This is a genomic window from Pseudomonas sp. NA-150 (genome assembly GCF_044336365.1).
In the GTDB taxonomy this organism is placed as follows: Bacteria; Pseudomonadota; Gammaproteobacteria; order Pseudomonadales; family Pseudomonadaceae; genus Aquipseudomonas.
Window position 1 is genome coordinate 355,001 of the sequence record NZ_CP172305.1, and the last position, 18,487, is coordinate 373,487.

The 18,487-nt window shown below is 54.7% G+C and carries 12 protein-coding genes, 4 tRNA genes, 2 rRNA genes and 1 pseudogene (1 of these 19 only partly in view); all 19 read left to right on the top strand.

Annotated elements, in window-relative coordinates:
- Positions 1 to 2,260 (top strand): 23S ribosomal RNA (locus tag ACF0H7_RS01680); it begins 631 nt to the left of the window's first position.
- Between the two features lie 136 nt (positions 2,261 to 2,396).
- Positions 2,397 to 2,512 (top strand): 5S ribosomal RNA (gene rrf, locus ACF0H7_RS01685).
- A gap of 168 nt (positions 2,513 to 2,680) precedes the next feature.
- Entirely contained in the window at positions 2,681 to 3,640 is a 960-nt protein-coding gene (gene birA / locus ACF0H7_RS01690; protein ID WP_397453803.1) for a bifunctional biotin--[acetyl-CoA-carboxylase] ligase/biotin operon repressor BirA, read from the top strand.
- Entirely contained in the window at positions 3,630 to 4,379 is a 750-nt protein-coding gene (locus ACF0H7_RS01695) for a pantothenate kinase (RefSeq protein ID WP_397451113.1), read from the top strand. Before birA ends, ACF0H7_RS01695 begins: the two co-directional genes overlap by 11 nt.
- Positions 4,380 to 4,386: 7 nt before the next feature.
- Positions 4,387 to 4,825 (top strand): annotated as a pseudogene (locus tag ACF0H7_RS01700) (hypothetical protein).
- A 142-nt stretch (positions 4,826 to 4,967) separates the two neighbouring features.
- A tRNA-Tyr gene (locus ACF0H7_RS01705) sits at positions 4,968 to 5,052 on the top strand.
- Positions 5,053 to 5,077: 25 nt separating this feature from the next.
- A tRNA-Gly gene (locus tag ACF0H7_RS01710) sits at positions 5,078 to 5,151 on the top strand.
- Positions 5,152 to 5,177: 26 nt separating this feature from the next.
- Positions 5,178 to 5,253, top strand: a tRNA-Thr gene (locus tag ACF0H7_RS01715).
- A gap of 95 nt (positions 5,254 to 5,348) precedes the next feature.
- A tRNA-Trp gene (locus ACF0H7_RS01720) sits at positions 5,349 to 5,424 on the top strand.
- A gap of 46 nt (positions 5,425 to 5,470) precedes the next feature.
- Positions 5,471 to 5,839 carry a preprotein translocase subunit SecE gene (gene secE / locus ACF0H7_RS01725; protein WP_397451114.1) on the top strand — a complete coding sequence of 123 codons (369 nt, stop codon included), beginning with the start codon at positions 5,471 to 5,473 and terminating at the stop codon, positions 5,837 to 5,839.
- 9 nt (positions 5,840 to 5,848) lie between these two features.
- Positions 5,849 to 6,382 carry a transcription termination/antitermination protein NusG gene (gene nusG / locus ACF0H7_RS01730; protein WP_003317113.1) on the top strand — a complete coding sequence of 178 codons (534 nt, stop codon included), beginning with the start codon at positions 5,849 to 5,851 and terminating at the stop codon, positions 6,380 to 6,382.
- 118 nt (positions 6,383 to 6,500) lie between these two features.
- Positions 6,501 to 6,932 (top strand): 50S ribosomal protein L11, encoded by a 432-nt coding sequence (gene rplK / locus ACF0H7_RS01735; RefSeq protein ID WP_065833634.1) that lies wholly within the window; start codon positions 6,501 to 6,503, stop codon positions 6,930 to 6,932.
- A complete protein-coding gene (gene rplA, locus ACF0H7_RS01740; protein WP_397451115.1) occupies positions 6,932 to 7,627 on the top strand; it encodes a 50S ribosomal protein L1 in 696 nt (231 codons plus the stop codon). Before rplK ends, rplA begins: the two co-directional genes overlap by 1 nt.
- A gap of 195 nt (positions 7,628 to 7,822) precedes the next feature.
- Positions 7,823 to 8,323 carry a 50S ribosomal protein L10 gene (gene rplJ, locus ACF0H7_RS01745; protein ID WP_397451116.1) on the top strand — a complete coding sequence of 167 codons (501 nt, stop codon included), beginning with the start codon at positions 7,823 to 7,825 and terminating at the stop codon, positions 8,321 to 8,323.
- Between the two features lie 75 nt (positions 8,324 to 8,398).
- Positions 8,399 to 8,764, top strand: coding sequence for a 50S ribosomal protein L7/L12 (rplL, locus tag ACF0H7_RS01750; protein ID WP_397451117.1), 366 nt, complete (start codon positions 8,399 to 8,401; stop codon positions 8,762 to 8,764).
- 220 nt (positions 8,765 to 8,984) lie between these two features.
- Positions 8,985 to 13,058, top strand: a complete 4,074-nt coding sequence (gene rpoB / locus ACF0H7_RS01755; RefSeq protein ID WP_397451118.1) for a DNA-directed RNA polymerase subunit beta — start codon at positions 8,985 to 8,987, stop codon at positions 13,056 to 13,058.
- Positions 13,059 to 13,122: 64 nt separating this feature from the next.
- Positions 13,123 to 17,322: a DNA-directed RNA polymerase subunit beta' gene (rpoC, locus tag ACF0H7_RS01760; protein ID WP_397451119.1), complete on the top strand. Its 4,200-nt coding sequence runs from the start codon at positions 13,123 to 13,125 to the stop codon at positions 17,320 to 17,322.
- A gap of 188 nt (positions 17,323 to 17,510) precedes the next feature.
- Positions 17,511 to 17,882 (top strand): 30S ribosomal protein S12, encoded by a 372-nt coding sequence (gene rpsL, locus ACF0H7_RS01765; RefSeq protein WP_002555494.1) that lies wholly within the window; start codon positions 17,511 to 17,513, stop codon positions 17,880 to 17,882.
- A gap of 122 nt (positions 17,883 to 18,004) precedes the next feature.
- On the top strand, positions 18,005 to 18,475 hold the full coding sequence (gene rpsG, locus ACF0H7_RS01770) for a 30S ribosomal protein S7 (RefSeq protein ID WP_019824369.1): 471 nt from the start codon (positions 18,005 to 18,007) through the stop codon (positions 18,473 to 18,475).
- Positions 18,476 to 18,487 lie beyond the last annotated feature (12 nt).

The following is an 18,487-nucleotide window of genomic DNA, read 5'->3' on the forward strand; positions in this document are numbered from 1 at the left end:
TTAATAGGGCGTCTAGTCGCTGGGAATAGACCCGAAACCGGGCGATCTATCCATGGGCAGGTTGAAGGTTGGGTAACACTAACTGGAGGACCGAACCGACTACCGTTGAAAAGTTAGCGGATGACCTGTGGATCGGAGTGAAAGGCTAATCAAGCTCGGAGATAGCTGGTTCTCCTCGAAAGCTATTTAGGTAGCGCCTCATGTATCACTGTAGGGGGTAGAGCACTGTTTCGGCTAGGGGGTCATCCCGACTTACCAACCCGATGCAAACTCCGAATACCTACAAGTGCCGAGCATGGGAGACACACGGCGGGTGCTAACGTCCGTCGTGAAAAGGGAAACAACCCAGACCGTCAGCTAAGGTCCCAAAGTCATGGTTAAGTGGGAAACGATGTGGGAAGGCTTAGACAGCTAGGAGGTTGGCTTAGAAGCAGCCACCCTTTAAAGAAAGCGTAATAGCTCACTAGTCGAGTCGGCCTGCGCGGAAGATGTAACGGGGCTCAAACCATGCACCGAAGCTACGGGTATCACTTAGGTGATGCGGTAGAGGAGCGTTCTGTAAGCCTGTGAAGGTGAGTTGAGAAGCTTGCTGGAGGTATCAGAAGTGCGAATGCTGACATGAGTAACGACAATGGGTGTGAAAAACACCCACGCCGAAAGACCAAGGTTTCCTGCGCAACGTTAATCGACGCAGGGTTAGTCGGTCCCTAAGGCGAGGCTGAAAAGCGTAGTCGATGGAAAACAGGTTAATATTCCTGTACTTCTGGTTATTGCGATGGAGGGACGGAGAAGGCTAGGCCAGCTTGGCGTTGGTTGTCCAAGTTTAAGGTGGTAGGCTGGACTCTTAGGTAAATCCGGGAGTCTAAGGCCGAGAGCTGATGACGAGTTGCCATTAGGCGACGAAGTGGTTGATGCCATGCTTCCAAGAAAAGCTTCTAAGCTTCAGGTAACCAGGAACCGTACCCCAAACCGACACAGGTGGTTGGGTAGAGAATACCAAGGCGCTTGAGAGAACTCGGGTGAAGGAACTAGGCAAAATGGCACCGTAACTTCGGGAGAAGGTGCGCCGGTGAGGGTGAAGCATTTACTGCGTAAGCCCATGCCGGTCGAAGATACCAGGCCGCTGCGACTGTTTATTAAAAACACAGCACTCTGCAAACACGAAAGTGGACGTATAGGGTGTGACGCCTGCCCGGTGCCGGAAGGTTAATTGATGGGGTTAGCTAACGCGAAGCTCTTGATCGAAGCCCCGGTAAACGGCGGCCGTAACTATAACGGTCCTAAGGTAGCGAAATTCCTTGTCGGGTAAGTTCCGACCTGCACGAATGGCGTAACGATGGCGGCGCTGTCTCCACCCGAGACTCAGTGAAATTGAAATCGCTGTGAAGATGCAGTGTATCCGCGGCTAGACGGAAAGACCCCGTGAACCTTTACTATAGCTTTGCACTGGACTTTGAATTTGCTTGTGTAGGATAGGTGGGAGGCTTTGAAGTGTGGACGCCAGTCTGCATGGAGCCAACCTTGAAATACCACCCTGGCAACTTTGAGGTTCTAACTCAGGTCCGTTATCCGGATCGAGGACAGTGTATGGTGGGTAGTTTGACTGGGGCGGTCTCCTCCTAAAGAGTAACGGAGGAGTACGAAGGTGCGCTCAGACCGGTCGGAAATCGGTCGTAGAGTATAAAGGCAAAAGCGCGCTTGACTGCGAGACAGACACGTCGAGCAGGTACGAAAGTAGGTCTTAGTGATCCGGTGGTTCTGTATGGAAGGGCCATCGCTCAACGGATAAAAGGTACTCCGGGGATAACAGGCTGATACCGCCCAAGAGTTCATATCGACGGCGGTGTTTGGCACCTCGATGTCGGCTCATCACATCCTGGGGCTGAAGCCGGTCCCAAGGGTATGGCTGTTCGCCATTTAAAGTGGTACGCGAGCTGGGTTTAGAACGTCGTGAGACAGTTCGGTCCCTATCTGCCGTGGACGTTTGAGATTTGAGAGGGGCTGCTCCTAGTACGAGAGGACCGGAGTGGACGAACCTCTGGTGTTCCGGTTGTCACGCCAGTGGCATTGCCGGGTAGCTATGTTCGGAATAGATAACCGCTGAAAGCATCTAAGCGGGAAACTAGCCTCAAGATGAGATCTCACTGGGACCTTGAGTCCCCTGAAGGGCCGTCGAAGACTACGACGTTGATAGGTGGGGTGTGTAAGTGCTGTGAGGCATTGAGCTAACCCATACTAATTGCCCGTGAGGCTTGACCATATAACACCCAAGCAATTTGCTTAGAGACAAGCAAATGCAGGTGTGAAGACGCAAACGACGAAAATTTGCAGCACACAGATTGCTATCACATACCCGATTTGCTGAAACGTTGAAAGACGCGTCAGTACCCGAATTTCTTGACGACCATAGAGCATTGGAACCACCTGATCCCATCCCGAACTCAGCAGTGAAACGATGCATCGCCGATGGTAGTGTGGGGTTTCCCCATGTGAGAGTAGGTCATCGTCAAGATTAAATTCCGAAACCCCTGTTTGCTAACGCGAACAGGGGTTTTGTTTTTGTGCGCGAAAAATCATCGGAATGCCTACGGGTTATAGCCATTACGACCCAGCACTTCGTTTCTATGCATAGGCCCTTCGCATGGCTATTATGCGTGCCTCACTGTTAGGCGATACCCGCATGCTGACGTTGTTAAAGCTTCTCAAGGATGGCAATTTCCATTCTGGGCAGACCTTGGGTCGTGACCTTGGCGTCAGCCGTAGTGCCGTCTGGAAACAGCTCCAGCAGCTGGAGGCTGAGCTGGGTCTCGAAATCCATAAGGTTCGGGGTCGTGGGTACCGTCTTGCCAGTCCGTTATCGCTGTTGGATAAAGACGCCATCGAAGGGGCAGGGCTTGATTCGAAATGGACGACGTTCATTTTCGACTCTATTGATTCGACCAATGCGCAAGCGATGCGTGCTATCGAAGGTGGGACGTCGTTGCCAGTGCTGGTATTGGCTGAGCGGCAACTCGCGGGAAGAGGTCGTCGCGGTCGCAAGTGGATAAGCCCGTTCGCTGAAAATATCTATTACAGCCTGGTACTGAGGGTTGATGGCGGTATGCGTCAGCTTGAGGGCTTGAGTCTGGTTGTCGGGCTGGCCGTGATGCATACATTGCGTGAGGTCGGCGTTGCGGGTGCGGGTCTGAAGTGGCCAAACGACATTCTGGTCGGTCAGCGCAAGATTGCGGGGGTGCTCCTGGAGCTGGTTGGAGATCCTGCCGACGTCTGTCATGTGGTGGTTGGTATTGGCATAAACGTCAATATGCAGGCAGCGCCGGAGGTCGATCAGCCGTGGACCTCGGTTCGGCTTGAGACTCGGCAGCTTGTCGATCGTAATGATCTGGTCGTGCGCCTGAGTCGGCAGTTGGCGCATTACTTCAGTATTCATCTGGCGGGAGGGTTCAGTGCCCTGCAGGTTGAGTGGGAACACAATCATCTATGGCAGGGCCGAGCAGCTACATTGCTGGCCGGCACCAATAAAGTAGAAGGAGTGATTCTGGGCGTTGATGCTCAGGGGGCTCTGAGGTTGAAGGTAGGTAATGACGTGCAGGTGTTCAGTGGTGGTGAGCTCAGTCTGAGGCTGCGTGATGATTCTTGAACTCGATTGTGGAAACAGCTTCATCAAGTGGCGCGTCATCCGCGCTGAGGGCATTGAGGTAGTCGCCGGTGGTGTGGTCGACTCCGATGCTGCCCTGGTCCTGGCGCTCCAGCAAGTAGTGGGCTTGACCCTGGTTCATTGCCGGCTGGTAAGTGTGCGCAGTAGCGACGAGACTGAGTTGCTGATCTCCAGCCTGACCCAGGCGTTCTCGATGAAGGTGCAGTGTGCCGGCTCTGAGCGGAGTCTTGCCGGGGTCGTCAATGGCTATGATGACTATCAGCGCCTGGGCCTGGATCGCTGGCTGGCGTTCGTCGGTGCTTATCACCTGGCGCGTAAGGCATGCCTGGTGATTGATCTGGGCACGGCTATTACCTCTGACTTCGTTTCTCGCGATGGTGAGCATATCGGTGGTTTCATTTGTCCAGGCATGCCGCTTATGCGCAATCTGCTGCGCACGCACACGCGACGTATCCGTTATCACGAGGCGGCAGCGCAGGAAGCGCTGAAAAATCTCTCTCCCGGTCGCTCCACGGCTGAGGCGGTTGAAAGAGGTTGCTCGTTAATGGTCAGAGGCTTTGTGCAGAGTCAGCTGGAGGTGGCGCAAGAGCATTGGGGTGACGATTTTTCTATTTTCGTGACGGGGGGTGACGCTGCGCTGGTCAGTGAAACCCTGCCGGGTGCGCGAGTGATGCCTGACCTGGTTTTCGTCGGCCTGGCCTTGGCTTGTCCGCTGTCTTGAGGCTCCTATGCGTTGGCTATTCCTTTTACTGGTAATGCTCAATTCTTTCTATTACCTATGGCATCAGCAGGAAGCGCCGCTGGCGGGCCAAGGAGGTCGTGTCGCTGTCGCAGTACAAGGGCGCGCAGCAGGATATCCGCCTTCTGAGCGAGTCTGAGGGGCATGAAGGACCTTCTGTGCCCCGTGAGGGCGAGGGGAAGTGTTTGTATCTTGGAGGATTTGTTCGTCAGGAGGATGCGCGCCTGGTGGAGCAGCGCTTGACCAGTCTGGACATACAGGCTCAGTTTCTGTCGCTTGAAAACGGTTCTGCCGCCAGTTATTGGGTGAAGATCGCCCCGGTTAGTCGGCGTCTGGTGGATGAAGGGTTGGTTCGTGGGCTTGTTCAGGATTTCTCACAATTAAAAAACAAAATAATGTCCTGTGAAGGCATTGCAACTGCGGATTAGTTTGCATAGAATGGCGCCCGCTTCGCAGTGTGATGTAAATCAAATCTGCGAAGCTGCAAGTGTCAACTGATGTAACCTCAGGTTTTTAATGAGAAAAAGGTTGACAGAAGGGTAGCATGAGTTGAGAATGCTGCCTCGCTTAGGAGGGGTTCCCGAGCGGCCAAAGGGATCAGACTGTAAATCTGACGTCTACGACTTCGAAGGTTCGAATCCTTCCCCCTCCACCAAATTTGAGCATTAGCAACAAGCTCAGCGGGTATAGTTTAGTGGTAGAACCTCAGCCTTCCAAGCTGATGATGCGGGTTCGATTCCCGCTACCCGCTCCAGATTTGTTGTTCGTGCAATGTGTTTCGCTCTTGTAGCTCAGTTGGTAGAGCACACCCTTGGTAAGGGTGAGGTCAGCAGTTCGAATCTGCTCAAGAGCTCCATTACTAAGGCAGATATGAAAATATCTGCCTTTGTTTTAAGCGTAGTTGAAAAACTCTCGTTGGGCCGGCATAATGGTCGGCCTAATTTTGCTTTTAGGTCAGTAGCTCAATTGGCAGAGCGACGGTCTCCAAAACCGTAGGTTGGGGGTTCGATTCCCTCCTGACCTGCCAGATTCACTCGGTGTAATCTGGCTTTCTTTTCACAGGATCCTCGTAGATGACTCCCAAGGCTGAAGCCCAAGACTCTCGCTTTGATCTCCTGAAGTGGCTAGCAGTAGTCGTTCTGGTGGTTGTAGGTGTTGTCGGCAATCAGTACTACTCAGCGGAACCGATCCTGTACCGCGTGCTTGTATTGCTTGTCATTGCTGCTGCTGCTGCGTTCGTAGGTCTGCAGACGGGCAAAGGTAAGGCTTTCTTCGTGTTGGCAAAGGAAGCCCGTACCGAGATTCGTAAAGTTGTTTGGCCTACTCGCCAAGAGACTACGCAGACCACGCTGATTGTTGTGGCTGTTGTTCTGGTTATGGCGCTGCTGTTGTGGGGGCTAGATTCCCTGCTCGGTTGGCTTGTTTCTTCGATTGTTGGCTAAGGGTGTCCCGTGGCTAAGCGTTGGTACGTAGTGCATGCTTACTCGGGTTACGAGAAGCATGTCATGCGCTCGTTGGTCGAGCGTGTGAAGCTGGCTGGCATGGAAGATGGCTTCGGCGAAATTCTGGTCCCCACTGAAGAAGTGGTTGAGATGCGCAACGGCCAGAAGCGCAAGAGTGAGCGTAAATTCTTCCCTGGTTACGTGCTGGTCCAGATGGATATGAACGAGGGTACTTGGCACTTGGTCAAGGATACTCCTCGGGTGATGGGTTTCATCGGCGGTACCGCTGATAAGCCTGCGCCGATCACTGATAAAGAAGCAGAAGCGATTCTGCGTCGCGTCGCTGATGGTAGCGACAAGCCGAAGCCAAAAACGCTGTTCGAGCCGGGTGAAGTTGTTCGTGTCACCGACGGTCCGTTCGCTGATTTTAACGGCACGGTTGAAGAAGTTAACTACGAAAAGAGCCGAATCCAAGTGGCAGTGCTCATTTTCGGTCGCTCTACTCCGGTAGAGCTAGAGTTTAGCCAGGTCGAAAAGGCATAGCTGAACGAGAATCCCAAACCCCGCAGCCCTAGGCTGTGGGGTTTTGTCGTCACCGGGATAAACGCGCAAGTAACCGGGGAGCCTTTATAGGCGTCTGAACCCGTAATTGGAGTGCCTCATGGCCAAGAAAATTACCGCTTACATCAAGCTGCAAGTGAAGGCCGCTCAGGCTAACCCTAGCCCACCTGTTGGTCCTGCACTGGGTCAGCACGGCGTGAACATCATGGAATTCTGCAAGGCTTTCAACGCCCGTACTCAGGGTATTGAGCCAGGCCTGCCGACTCCAGTGATCATCACTGTCTACAGCGACCGTAGCTTCACCTTCGAAACTAAAAGCACCCCTGCTTCGGTTCTGCTGAAGAAGGCTGCTGGTTTGACTAGCGGTTCCGCTCGTCCAAACACCGTTAAGGTTGGCACCGTTACCCGTGCTCAGCTGGAAGATATCGCTAAAGCAAAAAATGCGGATCTGACTGCAGCTGATATGGATGCAGCCGTGCGTACCATCGCCGGTTCTGCTCGTAGCATGGGCCTTAACGTGGAGGGTGTGTAATGGCTAAGCTGACCAAGCGTCAAAAGGCAATCGCCGGCAAAATCGAAGCAGGCAAGTCCTACAGCTTCGTTGATGCTGCTGCGCTGCTGACCGAATTGTCCACCGTTAAATTCAGCGAGTCCGTAGACATTGCTGTAAACCTCGGTGTTGACCCGCGTAAATCTGACCAGGTTGTTCGTAGCGCTACTGTGCTGCCACACGGCACTGGCAAGACTGTTCGCGTTGCAGTTTTCACCCAGGGCCCAGCTGCTGAAGCTGCTCTGGCTGCCGGCGCTGATCGCGTTGGTATGGACGACCTGGCTGCCGAAATGAAAGGCGGCGACCTGAACTATGACGTCGTTATCGCCTCCCCGGACGCGATGCGTGTTGTTGGTCAGTTGGGTCAGATCCTCGGTCCACGTGGCCTGATGCCTAACCCTAAAGTCGGCACCGTAACTCCGGACGTCGCTACCGCGGTCAAAAACGCGAAGGCTGGTCAGGTTCGTTATCGCACCGACAAAAACGGCATCATCCACACTTCCGTTGGCAAGGTCGGTTTCGACGCTGTCAAGCTGAAGGAAAACGTTGAAGCCCTGATCGCTGATTTGAAGCGTATCAAGCCAGCTTCTTCGAAAGGCATTTACGTCAAGCGCGTCACCTTGAGCACCACTATGGGCCCAGGTCTGATCATCGACCAAGGTTCGTTGGACGCGTAAGACAAACTGGGTGCAGGTAACTGCACTCATGAAAAATTGGGGTCCCTGCCTGGCGGGGGCTATCCAAGACCGTAGGCGGCGCAAGCCTTAAACCTTAAGCCTACGCAGATGGTGCTCCCGGTTCCTTACCGAATCAGACACCAAAACGACATCCGGCTTCGGCCAGATGAAACGGTAACAAGCAGGAGTTAACCCGTGGCAATTAATCTCGAAGACAAGAAGGCCATCGTCGCTGAAGTCAACGAGGCTGCCAAAGCTGCCCTGTCCGCTGTCGTGGCTGATGCCCGTGGTGTGACAGTAGGCGCTATGACCGGACTCCGTAAAGAGGCTCGTGAAGCTGGCGTATACGTACGTGTTGTACGTAACACCCTGCTCAAGCGCGCTGTTGCTGGCACTGAATACAGTGTCCTCAACGACGTGTTCACTGGCCCGACCTTAATCGCGTTCTCCACCCAACATCCAGGCGCTGCTGCCCGTTTGTTCAAAGAGTTCGCAAAAGGTCAGGACAAGTTCGAGATCAAGGCAGCTGCGTTCGAGGGCAAGTTCCTCGCAGCTAACCAAATCGACGTGCTGGCAACTCTGCCGACCCGTGACGAAGCTATCTCCCAGCTGATGAGCGTGATTCAAGGCGCTACCAGCAAGTTGGCTCGTACACTGGCTGCAGTCCGCGACCAAAAAGAAGCTGTCGCAGCCTAAGGCTCGTCATCCTCTCGCGTTTTTTGTTTATTTCGATGGTCGCGTAGGCCGTCCCCCAATTCAGGAATTAGAGTCATGTCTATCTCTCAAAACGATATCCTTGAAGCAGTTGGCAACATGTCCGTAATGGAAGTTGTTGAGCTGATCAAAGCTTTCGAAGAAAAATTCGGCGTTACTGCTGCCGCTGCTTCGGCTGGCCCAGCTGCTGCCGCTGCTGTTGTTGAAGAGCAAACTGAATTCAACGTCATGTTGCTTGAAACTGGCGAGAAGAAAGTTAACGTGATCAAGGCAGTACGTGAGCTGACCGGCCTGGGCTTGAAAGAAGCCAAAGCTGTAGCTGACAGCGCGCCTTCGATGGTTCTGGAAGCAGTTTCGAAAGACGCTGCTGACAAAGCCAAAGCTGCACTGGAAGAAGCAGGCGCTAAAGTCGAGCTGAAGTAAGCATCGACTTTGTGTCTCCAGCCCGAGCGTAAAGCGAAAGGCTGATGGCTGGTGGCTCTTGCCACCGGCCTTTTTCCGTTATTGAAGGCTGACCGGGTCGGCTTCTATAACGTGCAGGAACCACCCGATGTGGTGGTGCAAACCAAGGGGTTTGCACGATTTTCTGGCTGCTCCCGTCGGGAGGAGCCAAACAAGCAGGTGACCAAGCTGGGGAACGCTGATGGCTTACTCATATACTGAGAAAAAACGTATCCGCAAGGACTTTAGCAAGTTGCCGGACGTGATGGATGTGCCGTATCTCCTGGCCATCCAGCTGGATTCGTATCGCGAATTCTTGCAAGCGGGAGCGACCAAAGATCAGTTCCGCGACGTCGGTCTGCATGCAGCCTTCAAATCCGTTTTCCCGATCATCAGCTACTCCGGCAATGCTGCGCTGGAGTATGTGGGTTATCGCTTGGGCGAACCGGCATTTGATGTCAAAGAGTGCGTGCTGCGCGGTGTGACTTACGCTGTGCCTTTGCGGGTCAAGGTCCGTCTGATCATTTTCGACAAAGAATCGTCGAACAAAGCGATCAAGGACATCAAAGAGCAAGAAGTCTACATGGGTGAAATCCCCCTGATGACTGAAAACGGTACCTTCGTAATCAACGGTACCGAGCGCGTAATCGTTTCCCAGTTGCACCGTTCCCCGGGCGTGTTCTTCGACCACGACCGCGGCAAGACGCACAGCTCCGGTAAGCTGCTCTACTCCGCGCGTATCATTCCATACCGTGGTTCGTGGTTGGACTTCGAGTTCGATCCGAAAGACTGCGTGTTCGTCCGTATCGACCGTCGTCGCAAGCTGCCTGCGTCCGTATTGTTGCGCGCACTCGGCTACACGACTGAACAAGTGCTCGATGCGTTCTACACCACCAACGTCTTCCATGTGCAGGGTGAAAACCTGAATCTGGAGCTGATCCCTCAGCGTCTGCGTGGCGAAATTGCTGTTCTGGACATCCTGGACGACAAGGGCAAAGTCATCGTCGAACAGGGCCGTCGGATCACCGCGCGCCATGTAAGCCAGATGGAAAAAGCCGGCATCAAAGAGCTGCAAGTGCCTCTGGACTACGTCCTGGGTCGCACTACAGCCAAGGTCATCGTGCACCCGGCTACCGGCGAAATCATTGCTGAGTGCAACACTGAACTGAACACCGAGATTCTGGCAAAAATCGCCAAGGCTCAGGTTGTCCGTCTCGAAACGTTGTACACCAACGACATCGATTGCGGTCCGTTCGTTTCAGACACTCTGAAGATCGACTCCACCAGCAACCAATTGGAAGCGCTGGTCGAGATCTATCGCATGATGCGTCCTGGCGAGCCGCCAACCAAAGACGCAGCCGAAACGCTGTTCAACAACCTGTTCTTCAGCCCTGAGCGCTATGACCTGTCTGCGGTCGGCCGGATGAAGTTCAACCGTCGTATCGGTCGTACCGAGATCGAAGGTTCGGGCGTGTTGTGCAAAGAAGATATCGTTGCCGTCCTCAAGACGCTGGTTGATATCCGTAACGGTAAAGGCATCGTCGACGACATCGACCACCTGGGTAACCGTCGTGTTCGCTGTGTTGGCGAAATGGCAGAAAACCAGTTCCGCGTTGGCCTGGTACGTGTTGAGCGTGCGGTCAAAGAGCGTCTGTCGATGGCGGAAAGCGAAGGCCTGATGCCTCAGGACCTGATCAACGCCAAGCCGGTTGCTGCTGCGGTCAAAGAGTTCTTTGGTTCCAGCCAGCTGTCGCAGTTCATGGACCAGAACAACCCGTTGTCCGAGATCACCCACAAGCGTCGTGTCTCTGCACTCGGCCCTGGCGGTTTGACTCGTGAGCGTGCTGGCTTTGAAGTTCGTGACGTACACCCGACGCACTACGGTCGTGTTTGCCCGATCGAAACGCCGGAAGGTCCGAACATCGGTCTGATCAACTCCCTGGCTGCTTATGCTCGCACCAACCAGTACGGCTTCCTCGAAAGCCCGTACCGCGTGGTTAAAGATGCATTGGTAACTGACGAGATCGTGTTCCTGTCCGCCATCGAAGAAGCTGATCACGTGATCGCTCAGGCTTCGGCCACGATGAACGACAAGAAAGTCCTGATCGATGAGCTGGTAGCCGTTCGTCACTTGAACGAGTTCACCGTCAAGGCGCCGGAAGACGTCACCTTGATGGACGTTTCGCCGAAGCAGGTTGTTTCTGTTGCAGCGTCGCTGATCCCGTTCCTCGAGCACGACGACGCCAACCGTGCGTTGATGGGTTCGAACATGCAGCGTCAGGCTGTACCAACCCTGCGTGCTGACAAGCCGCTGGTAGGTACCGGCATGGAGCGCAACGTTGCTCGTGACTCCGGCGTGTGCGTTGTTGCGCGTCGCGGTGGTGTAATCGACTCCGTCGATGCCAGCCGTATCGTGGTTCGTGTTGCCGATGATGAAGTAGAGACCGGTGAAGCCGGTGTCGACATCTACAACCTGACCAAATACACCCGTTCGAACCAGAACACCTGCATCAACCAGCGTCCGCTGGTGAGCAAAGGTGATCGGGTTGAGCGAAGCGACATCATGGCTGACGGTCCGTCCACCGATATGGGTGAGCTGGCTCTGGGTCAGAACATGCGCATCGCGTTCATGGCGTGGAACGGCTTCAACTTCGAAGACTCCATCTGCCTGTCCGAGCGTGTGGTTCAGGAAGACCGCTTCACCACGATCCACATTCAGGAACTGACCTGTGTGGCGCGTGACACCAAGCTTGGGCCAGAGGAAATCACTGCAGACATCCCGAACGTGGGTGAAGCTGCACTGAACAAGCTGGACGAAGCCGGTATCGTTTATGTCGGTGCTGAAGTAGGCGCAGGCGACATTCTGGTCGGTAAGGTCACTCCGAAAGGCGAGACCCAGCTGACACCAGAAGAAAAACTGTTGCGTGCGATCTTCGGTGAAAAGGCGAGCGACGTTAAAGACACTTCCCTGCGCGTACCTACTGGTACCAAGGGTACTGTCATCGACGTTCAGGTGTTCACTCGTGACGGCGTTGAGCGTGATGCTCGTGCACTGTCCATCGAGAAAACCCAGCTCGACGAGATCCGTAAAGATCTGAACGAAGAGTTCCGTATCGTTGAAGGCGCGACCTTCGAACGTCTGCGTTCCGCTCTGGTAGGCCGTGTGGCTGAAGGCGGCGCGGGCTTGAAGAAAGGTCAGGAAATCACCGACGAAATTCTCGACGGTCTTGAGCATGGTCAGTGGTTCAAACTGCGCATGGTCGAAGACGCTCTGAACGAGCAGCTCGAGAAAGCTCAGGCTTATATCGTTGATCGCCGCCGTCTGCTGGACGACAAGTTCGAAGACAAGAAGCGCAAGCTGCAGCAGGGCGATGACCTCGCACCTGGCGTTCTGAAAATCGTCAAGGTTTACCTGGCAATCCGTCGCCGCATCCAGCCGGGCGACAAGATGGCCGGTCGTCACGGTAACAAGGGTGTGGTCTCCGTGATCATGCCAGTTGAAGACATGCCGCACGATGCCAATGGCACCCCGGTCGACATCGTCCTCAACCCGTTGGGCGTACCTTCGCGTATGAACGTTGGTCAGATTCTCGAAACTCACCTGGGCCTAGCGGCCAAAGGTTTGGGCGAGAAGATCAACCGCATGCTTGAAGAGCAGCGCAAAGTCATCGAACTGCGTAAGTTCCTCAACGAGATCTATAACGAAATCGGCGGCCGCCAGGAAAGCCTGGACGATCTGTCCGACAAGGAAATCCTGGATCTCGCGAAGAACCTGCGTAACGGCGTTCCAATGGCTACTCCGGTATTTGACGGTGCCAAGGAAAGCGAAATCAAGGCCATGCTGAAACTGGCGGATATGCCAGAAAGCGGCCAGATGCAGCTGTTTGATGGTCGTACCGGCAACAAGTTTGAGCGCCCGGTTACCGTTGGCTACATGTACATGCTGAAGCTGAACCACTTGGTAGACGACAAGATGCACGCTCGTTCTACCGGTTCGTACAGCCTGGTTACCCAGCAGCCGCTGGGTGGTAAGGCTCAGTTCGGTGGTCAGCGTTTCGGGGAGATGGAGGTTTGGGCACTGGAAGCATACGGTGCTGCATACACTCTGCAAGAAATGCTCACAGTGAAGTCGGACGATGTGAACGGCCGGACCAAGATGTACAAAAACATCGTGGACGGCGATCACCGTATGGAGCCGGGCATGCCCGAGTCTTTCAACGTGTTGATCAAGGAAATTCGTTCCCTTGGCATCGACATCGATCTGGAAACCGAATAACACGTGACGCGAATGAGAGCGGGGCAGGATTTGCCCGCTCTCAGCTCCGCCAGGAGGAAAGGCCTTGAAAGACCTACTGAATTTGCTGAAAAACCAGGGTCAAGTCGAAGAGTTCGACGCCATCCGTATCGGATTGGCATCGCCTGAGATGATCCGTTCGTGGTCGTTCGGTGAAGTTAAAAAGCCGGAAACCATCAACTACCGTACGTTCAAACCTGAGCGTGACGGCTTGTTCTGCGCCAAGATCTTTGGCCCGGTCAAGGATTACGAGTGCCTGTGCGGTAAGTACAAGCGCCTGAAGCACCGTGGTGTGATCTGTGAGAAGTGCGGCGTTGAAGTCGCCCTGGCAAAAGTTCGTCGCGAGCGCATGGCTCACATCGAGCTGGCCTCTCCGGTTGCCCACATCTGGTTCCTGAAATCGCTGCCGTCCCGTATCGGCTTGCTGATGGACATGACCCTGCGTGATATCGAACGCGTTCTCTATTTCGAGAGCTATGTCGTTATCGATCCAGGCATGACCACCCTTGAAAAGGGTCAGCTGCTGAACGACGAGCAGTATTTCGAAGCGCTGGAAGAGTTTGGTGATGATTTCGACGCCCGCATGGGTGCCGAGGCTGTCCGTGAACTCCTGCACGCTATCGATCTGGAGCACGAGATTGGTCGTCTGCGTGAAGAAATTCCGCAAACCAACTCGGAAACCAAAATCAAGAAGCTGTCCAAGCGCTTGAAGTTGATGGAAGCCTTCCAGGGTTCCGGCAACCTTCCTGAGTGGATGGTGCTGACCGTTCTGCCGGTTCTGCCGCCAGATCTGCGTCCACTGGTCCCGCTGGATGGCGGTCGTTTCGCGACTTCCGACCTCAACGATCTGTATCGTCGAGTGATCAACCGTAACAACCGCTTGAAGCGCCTGCTTGATCTGTCCGCTCCGGACATCATCGTGCGCAACGAAAAGCGTATGTTGCAGGAAGCCGTCGACGCCTTGCTCGACAACGGTCGTCGTGGCCGCGCTATCACCGGTTCCAACAAGCGTCCTTTGAAATCCTTGGCTGACATGATCAAGGGTAAGCAAGGTCGTTTCCGTCAGAACTTGCTCGGTAAGCGTGTTGACTACTCCGGTCGTTCGGTAATTACCGTAGGTCCGACCCTGCGTCTGCACCAGTGCGGTCTGCCGAAGAAAATGGCTCTCGAGCTGTTCAAACCGTTCATTTTCGGCAAGTTGGAAATGCGTGGCCTGGCCACCACCATCAAAGCCGCGAAGAAAATGGTTGAGCGCGAGCTGCCAGAGGTTTGGGACGTTCTCGCTGAAGTGATTCGCGAACACCCAGTGCTTCTCAACCGTGCACCGACCCTTCACCGTCTGGGTATCCAGGCGTTTGAACCGGTTCTGATCGAAGGTAAAGCGATCCAGCTTCACCCGCTGGTCTGCGCCGCGTACAACGCCGACTTCGACGGCGACCAAATGGCCGTTCACGTACCGCTGACGCTGGAAGCCCAGCTCGAAGCGCGTGCGCTGATGATGTCGACCAACAACATTCTGTCGCCAGCCAACGGTGAGCCAATCATCGTTCCGTCGCAGGACGTTGTATTGGGTCTGTACTACATGACTCGTGAAGCGATCAACGCCAAGGGCGAAGGTCGCGTGTTCGCGGATCTGCAGGAAGTTGACCGTGTGTTCCGTGCCGGCGAAGCCGCACTGCATGCAAAAGTCAAAGTCCGCATCCACGAAACGGTCAACGATCGTGATGGTGGCAGCGTCAAGAACACCCGTATCGTCGACACCACTGTTGGCCGTGCGTTGCTGTTCCAGGTGGTTCCGGCCGGCCTGTCGTACGACGTAGTCAACCAGCCGATGAAGAAAAAGGCGATCTCCAAGCTGATCAACCAGTGCTACCGCGTGGTTGGTTTGAAAGAGACCGTTATTTTCGCCGACCAGTTGATGTACACCGGTTTTGCTTACTCGACTATTTCGGGTGTTTCCATCGGCGTTAACGACTTCGTTATCCCGGATGAGAAAGCTCGCATCATCGAATCGGCGACCGAAGAGGTTAAAGAGATCGAAAGTCAGTACGCCTCAGGCCTGGTAACCCAGGGCGAGAAGTACAATAAAGTGATCGACCTTTGGTCCAAGGCGAACGACGAAGTTTCCAAGGCGATGATGTCGAACCTCTCGAAAGAGAAGGTCATCGACCGTCACGGCGTCGAAGTCGACCAAGAGTCCTTCAACTCGATGTACATGATGGCTGACTCCGGTGCGCGGGGTTCCGCTGCACAGATTCGTCAGCTCGCCGGTATGCGTGGTCTGATGGCCAAGCCGGACGGCTCGATCATCGAGACGCCGATCACCGCGAACTTCCGTGAAGGTTTGAGCGTACTTCAGTACTTCATCTCGACTCACGGTGCTCGTAAGGGTCTGGCGGATACCGCGTTGAAAACCGCGAACTCCGGTTACCTGACTCGTCGTCTGGTAGACGTTGCTCAGGATCTGGTGGTGACTGAAGTCGACTGCGGCACCGAACACGGTCTGCTGATGACTCCGCACATCGAAGGCGGTGACGTTGTTGAGCCGTTGGGTGAGCGCGTACTGGGTCGAGTTATCGCCCGTGACGTGTTCAAGCCGGGTACCGATGACATTATCGTTCCTGCGGGCACCCTGGTTGACGAGAAGTGGGTTGAGTTCATCGAGCTGAACAGCATCGACGAAGTGATCGTTCGCTCGCCGATCAGCTGCGAAACTCGCTATGGCATTTGCGCCAAGTGCTACGGCCGTGATCTGGCGCGTGGTCACCAGGTGAACATCGGTGAAGCTGTCGGCGTTATCGCTGCTCAGTCCATCGGTGAGCCGGGTACCCAGCTGACGATGCGTACGTTCCACATCGGTGGTGCGGCAAGCCGGACCTCCGCGGCTGACAGTGTTCAGGTGAAGAATGGCGGTACTGTCCGTCTGCACAACCTGAAGCACGTTGAGCGAGTGGATGGTTGCCTGGTTGCTGTGTCCCGTTCCGGTGAGCTGGCGATCGCTGATGACTACGGTCGTGAGCGCGAGCGTTACAAGCTGCCGTACGGTGCTGTGATTTCGGTGAAGGAAGGTGACAAGGTCGACGCTGGCGCAATCGTGGCCAAGTGGGATCCGCACACTCACCCAATCGTTACCGAAATGAAAGGTACCGTGACCTACGTGGGCATGGAAGAAGGCATCACGATCAAGCGTCAAACTGACGAATTGACCGGTATGACCAACATTGAAGTACTTGACGCCAAAGACCGTCCAGCTGCCGGCAAGGACATTCGTCCTGCAGTCAAGATGGTGGGTCTGGATGGCAAGGATCTGCTGCTGCCAGGTACCGACGTACCAGCACAGTACTTCCTGCCAGCCAACGCCCTGGTCGGTGTTGCGGATGGTGCGCAGATCGCGATCGGTGATGTTATCGCTCGTATCCCGCAAGAAACTTCGAAGACTCGTGACATCACCGGTGGTTTGCCGCGTGTTGCCGACTTGTTCGAAGCTCGTCGTCCGAAAGAAGCCTCGATTTTGGCTGAAGTCAGCGGCACCATCGCGTTCGGTAAAGAGACCAAGGGCAAGCGCCGTCTGGTCATTACCCCGAACGACGGTAGCGATCCGTACGAAGAGCTGATTCCAAAGTGGCGTCACCTGAACGTCTTCGAAGGCGAACAAGTGAACCGCGGCGAAGTTATCTCCGACGGTCCGAGCGATCCACACGACATCCTGCGTCTGCTAGGTGTAAGTGCGCTGGCCAAGTACATCGTCAACGAGATCCAGGACGTTTACCGTCTGCAGGGCGTGAAGATCAACGATAAGCACATCGAGACGATTCTTCGTCAGATGCTGCGTAAAGTTGAAATTGCCGAGTCTGGCGATTCGACCTTCATCAAAGGCGACCAAATGGAATTGACGCACGTTCTGGTAGAGAACGAGCGCCTGGCTGCTGATGAGAAGTTTGTCTCCAAGTTCACTCGTGTGTTGCTGGGTATTACCAAGGCATCGCTGTCCACCGAGTCGTTCATCTCCGCGGCCTCTTTCCAAGAGACCACCCGCGTGCTGACCGAAGCGGCTGTGACCGGCAAGCGCGATTACCTGCGTGGCCTGAAAGAGAACGTGGTCGTGGGTCGTTTGATCCCGGCCGGTACCGGTCTGGCTTACCACAGCGAGCGCAAGCGTCGCCGTGAAGCAGACAAGCCGATGCGTGTTAGCGCGAGTGAAGTGGAAGCTGCACTGACCGAAGCGCTGAACTCAAGCGGCAATTGAGAGTAGAGCCCCGGCTACCTCGACCAAAGAAGACATCTGGTGAAAATCAGCTGTCCTTACGGTCGGGGAGGTCGGGGCTTTGCCTTGACTGGGGGCAAGATCCTCTTTAGACTCTTGTACCCCTAAATTTGGCGGGACTTGTGTCCTGCCATATTGTTTATGTCGAAAGACAACAGTGGAGCTAGTAGATGGCAACTATCAACCAGCTGGTACGTCAGCCGCGTAAGCGTATCGTCGAGAAATCCGACGTGCCTGCGCTGCAGAACTGCCCGCAACGTCGTGGCGTATGCACCCGTGTGTATACAACTACGCCGAAAAAACCTAACTCGGCACTGCGTAAAGTATGCCGTGTGCGCCTGACCAACGGTTTCGAGGTTTCCTCGTACATCGGTGGTGAAGGTCACAACCTGCAAGAGCACAGCGTCGTACTGATCCGTGGCGGTCGTGTAAAAGACTTGCCAGGTGTTCGTTACCACACCGTTCGCGGCTCCCTGGATACTTCCGGCGTTAAAGGTCGTAACCAAGGTCGTTCGAAGTACGGTACCAAGAAGCCTAAGTAGTAGTGGCTTTTTGTAGCAAAACATTGATTTCTATTTTTCTGAGTCGATAAGAGTAAGGTCGGGCGTGTCTCGAAAGAGTCAGTGGTCCCGAGCTAACCTGAAGACCGTTTGAGGGCTTATCCATGCCAAGAAGACGCGTAGCAGCCAAGCGCGATGTGCTTGACGATCCAAAATACGGTAGCCAGATCCTGGCCAAGTTCATGAACCACGTGATGGAAAGCGGCAAGAAAGCCGTTGCCGAGCGTATCGTTTATGGCGCGCTGGAGAAGGTTAAAGAGCGTAAGAACAGCGACCCCCTGGAAATCTTCGAGAAAGCTCTCGACGCCATCGCTCCGCTGGTCGAAGTGAAGTCGCGCCGTGTAGGCGGTGCTACTTACCAGGTTCCGGTCGAAGTTCGTCCGTCCCGTCGTAACGCCCTGGCAATGCGCTGGTTGGTAGACTTCGCACGTAAGCGTGGCGAGAAGTCTATGGCTCTGCGCTTGGCTGGCGAACTGTTGGACGCTGCCGAAGGCAAAGGTGCTGCAGTTAAGAAGCGTGAAGACGTGCACCGTATGGCTGAAGCCAACAAGGCTTTCTCGCACTACCGCTTCTAATTTTAGCGTCAT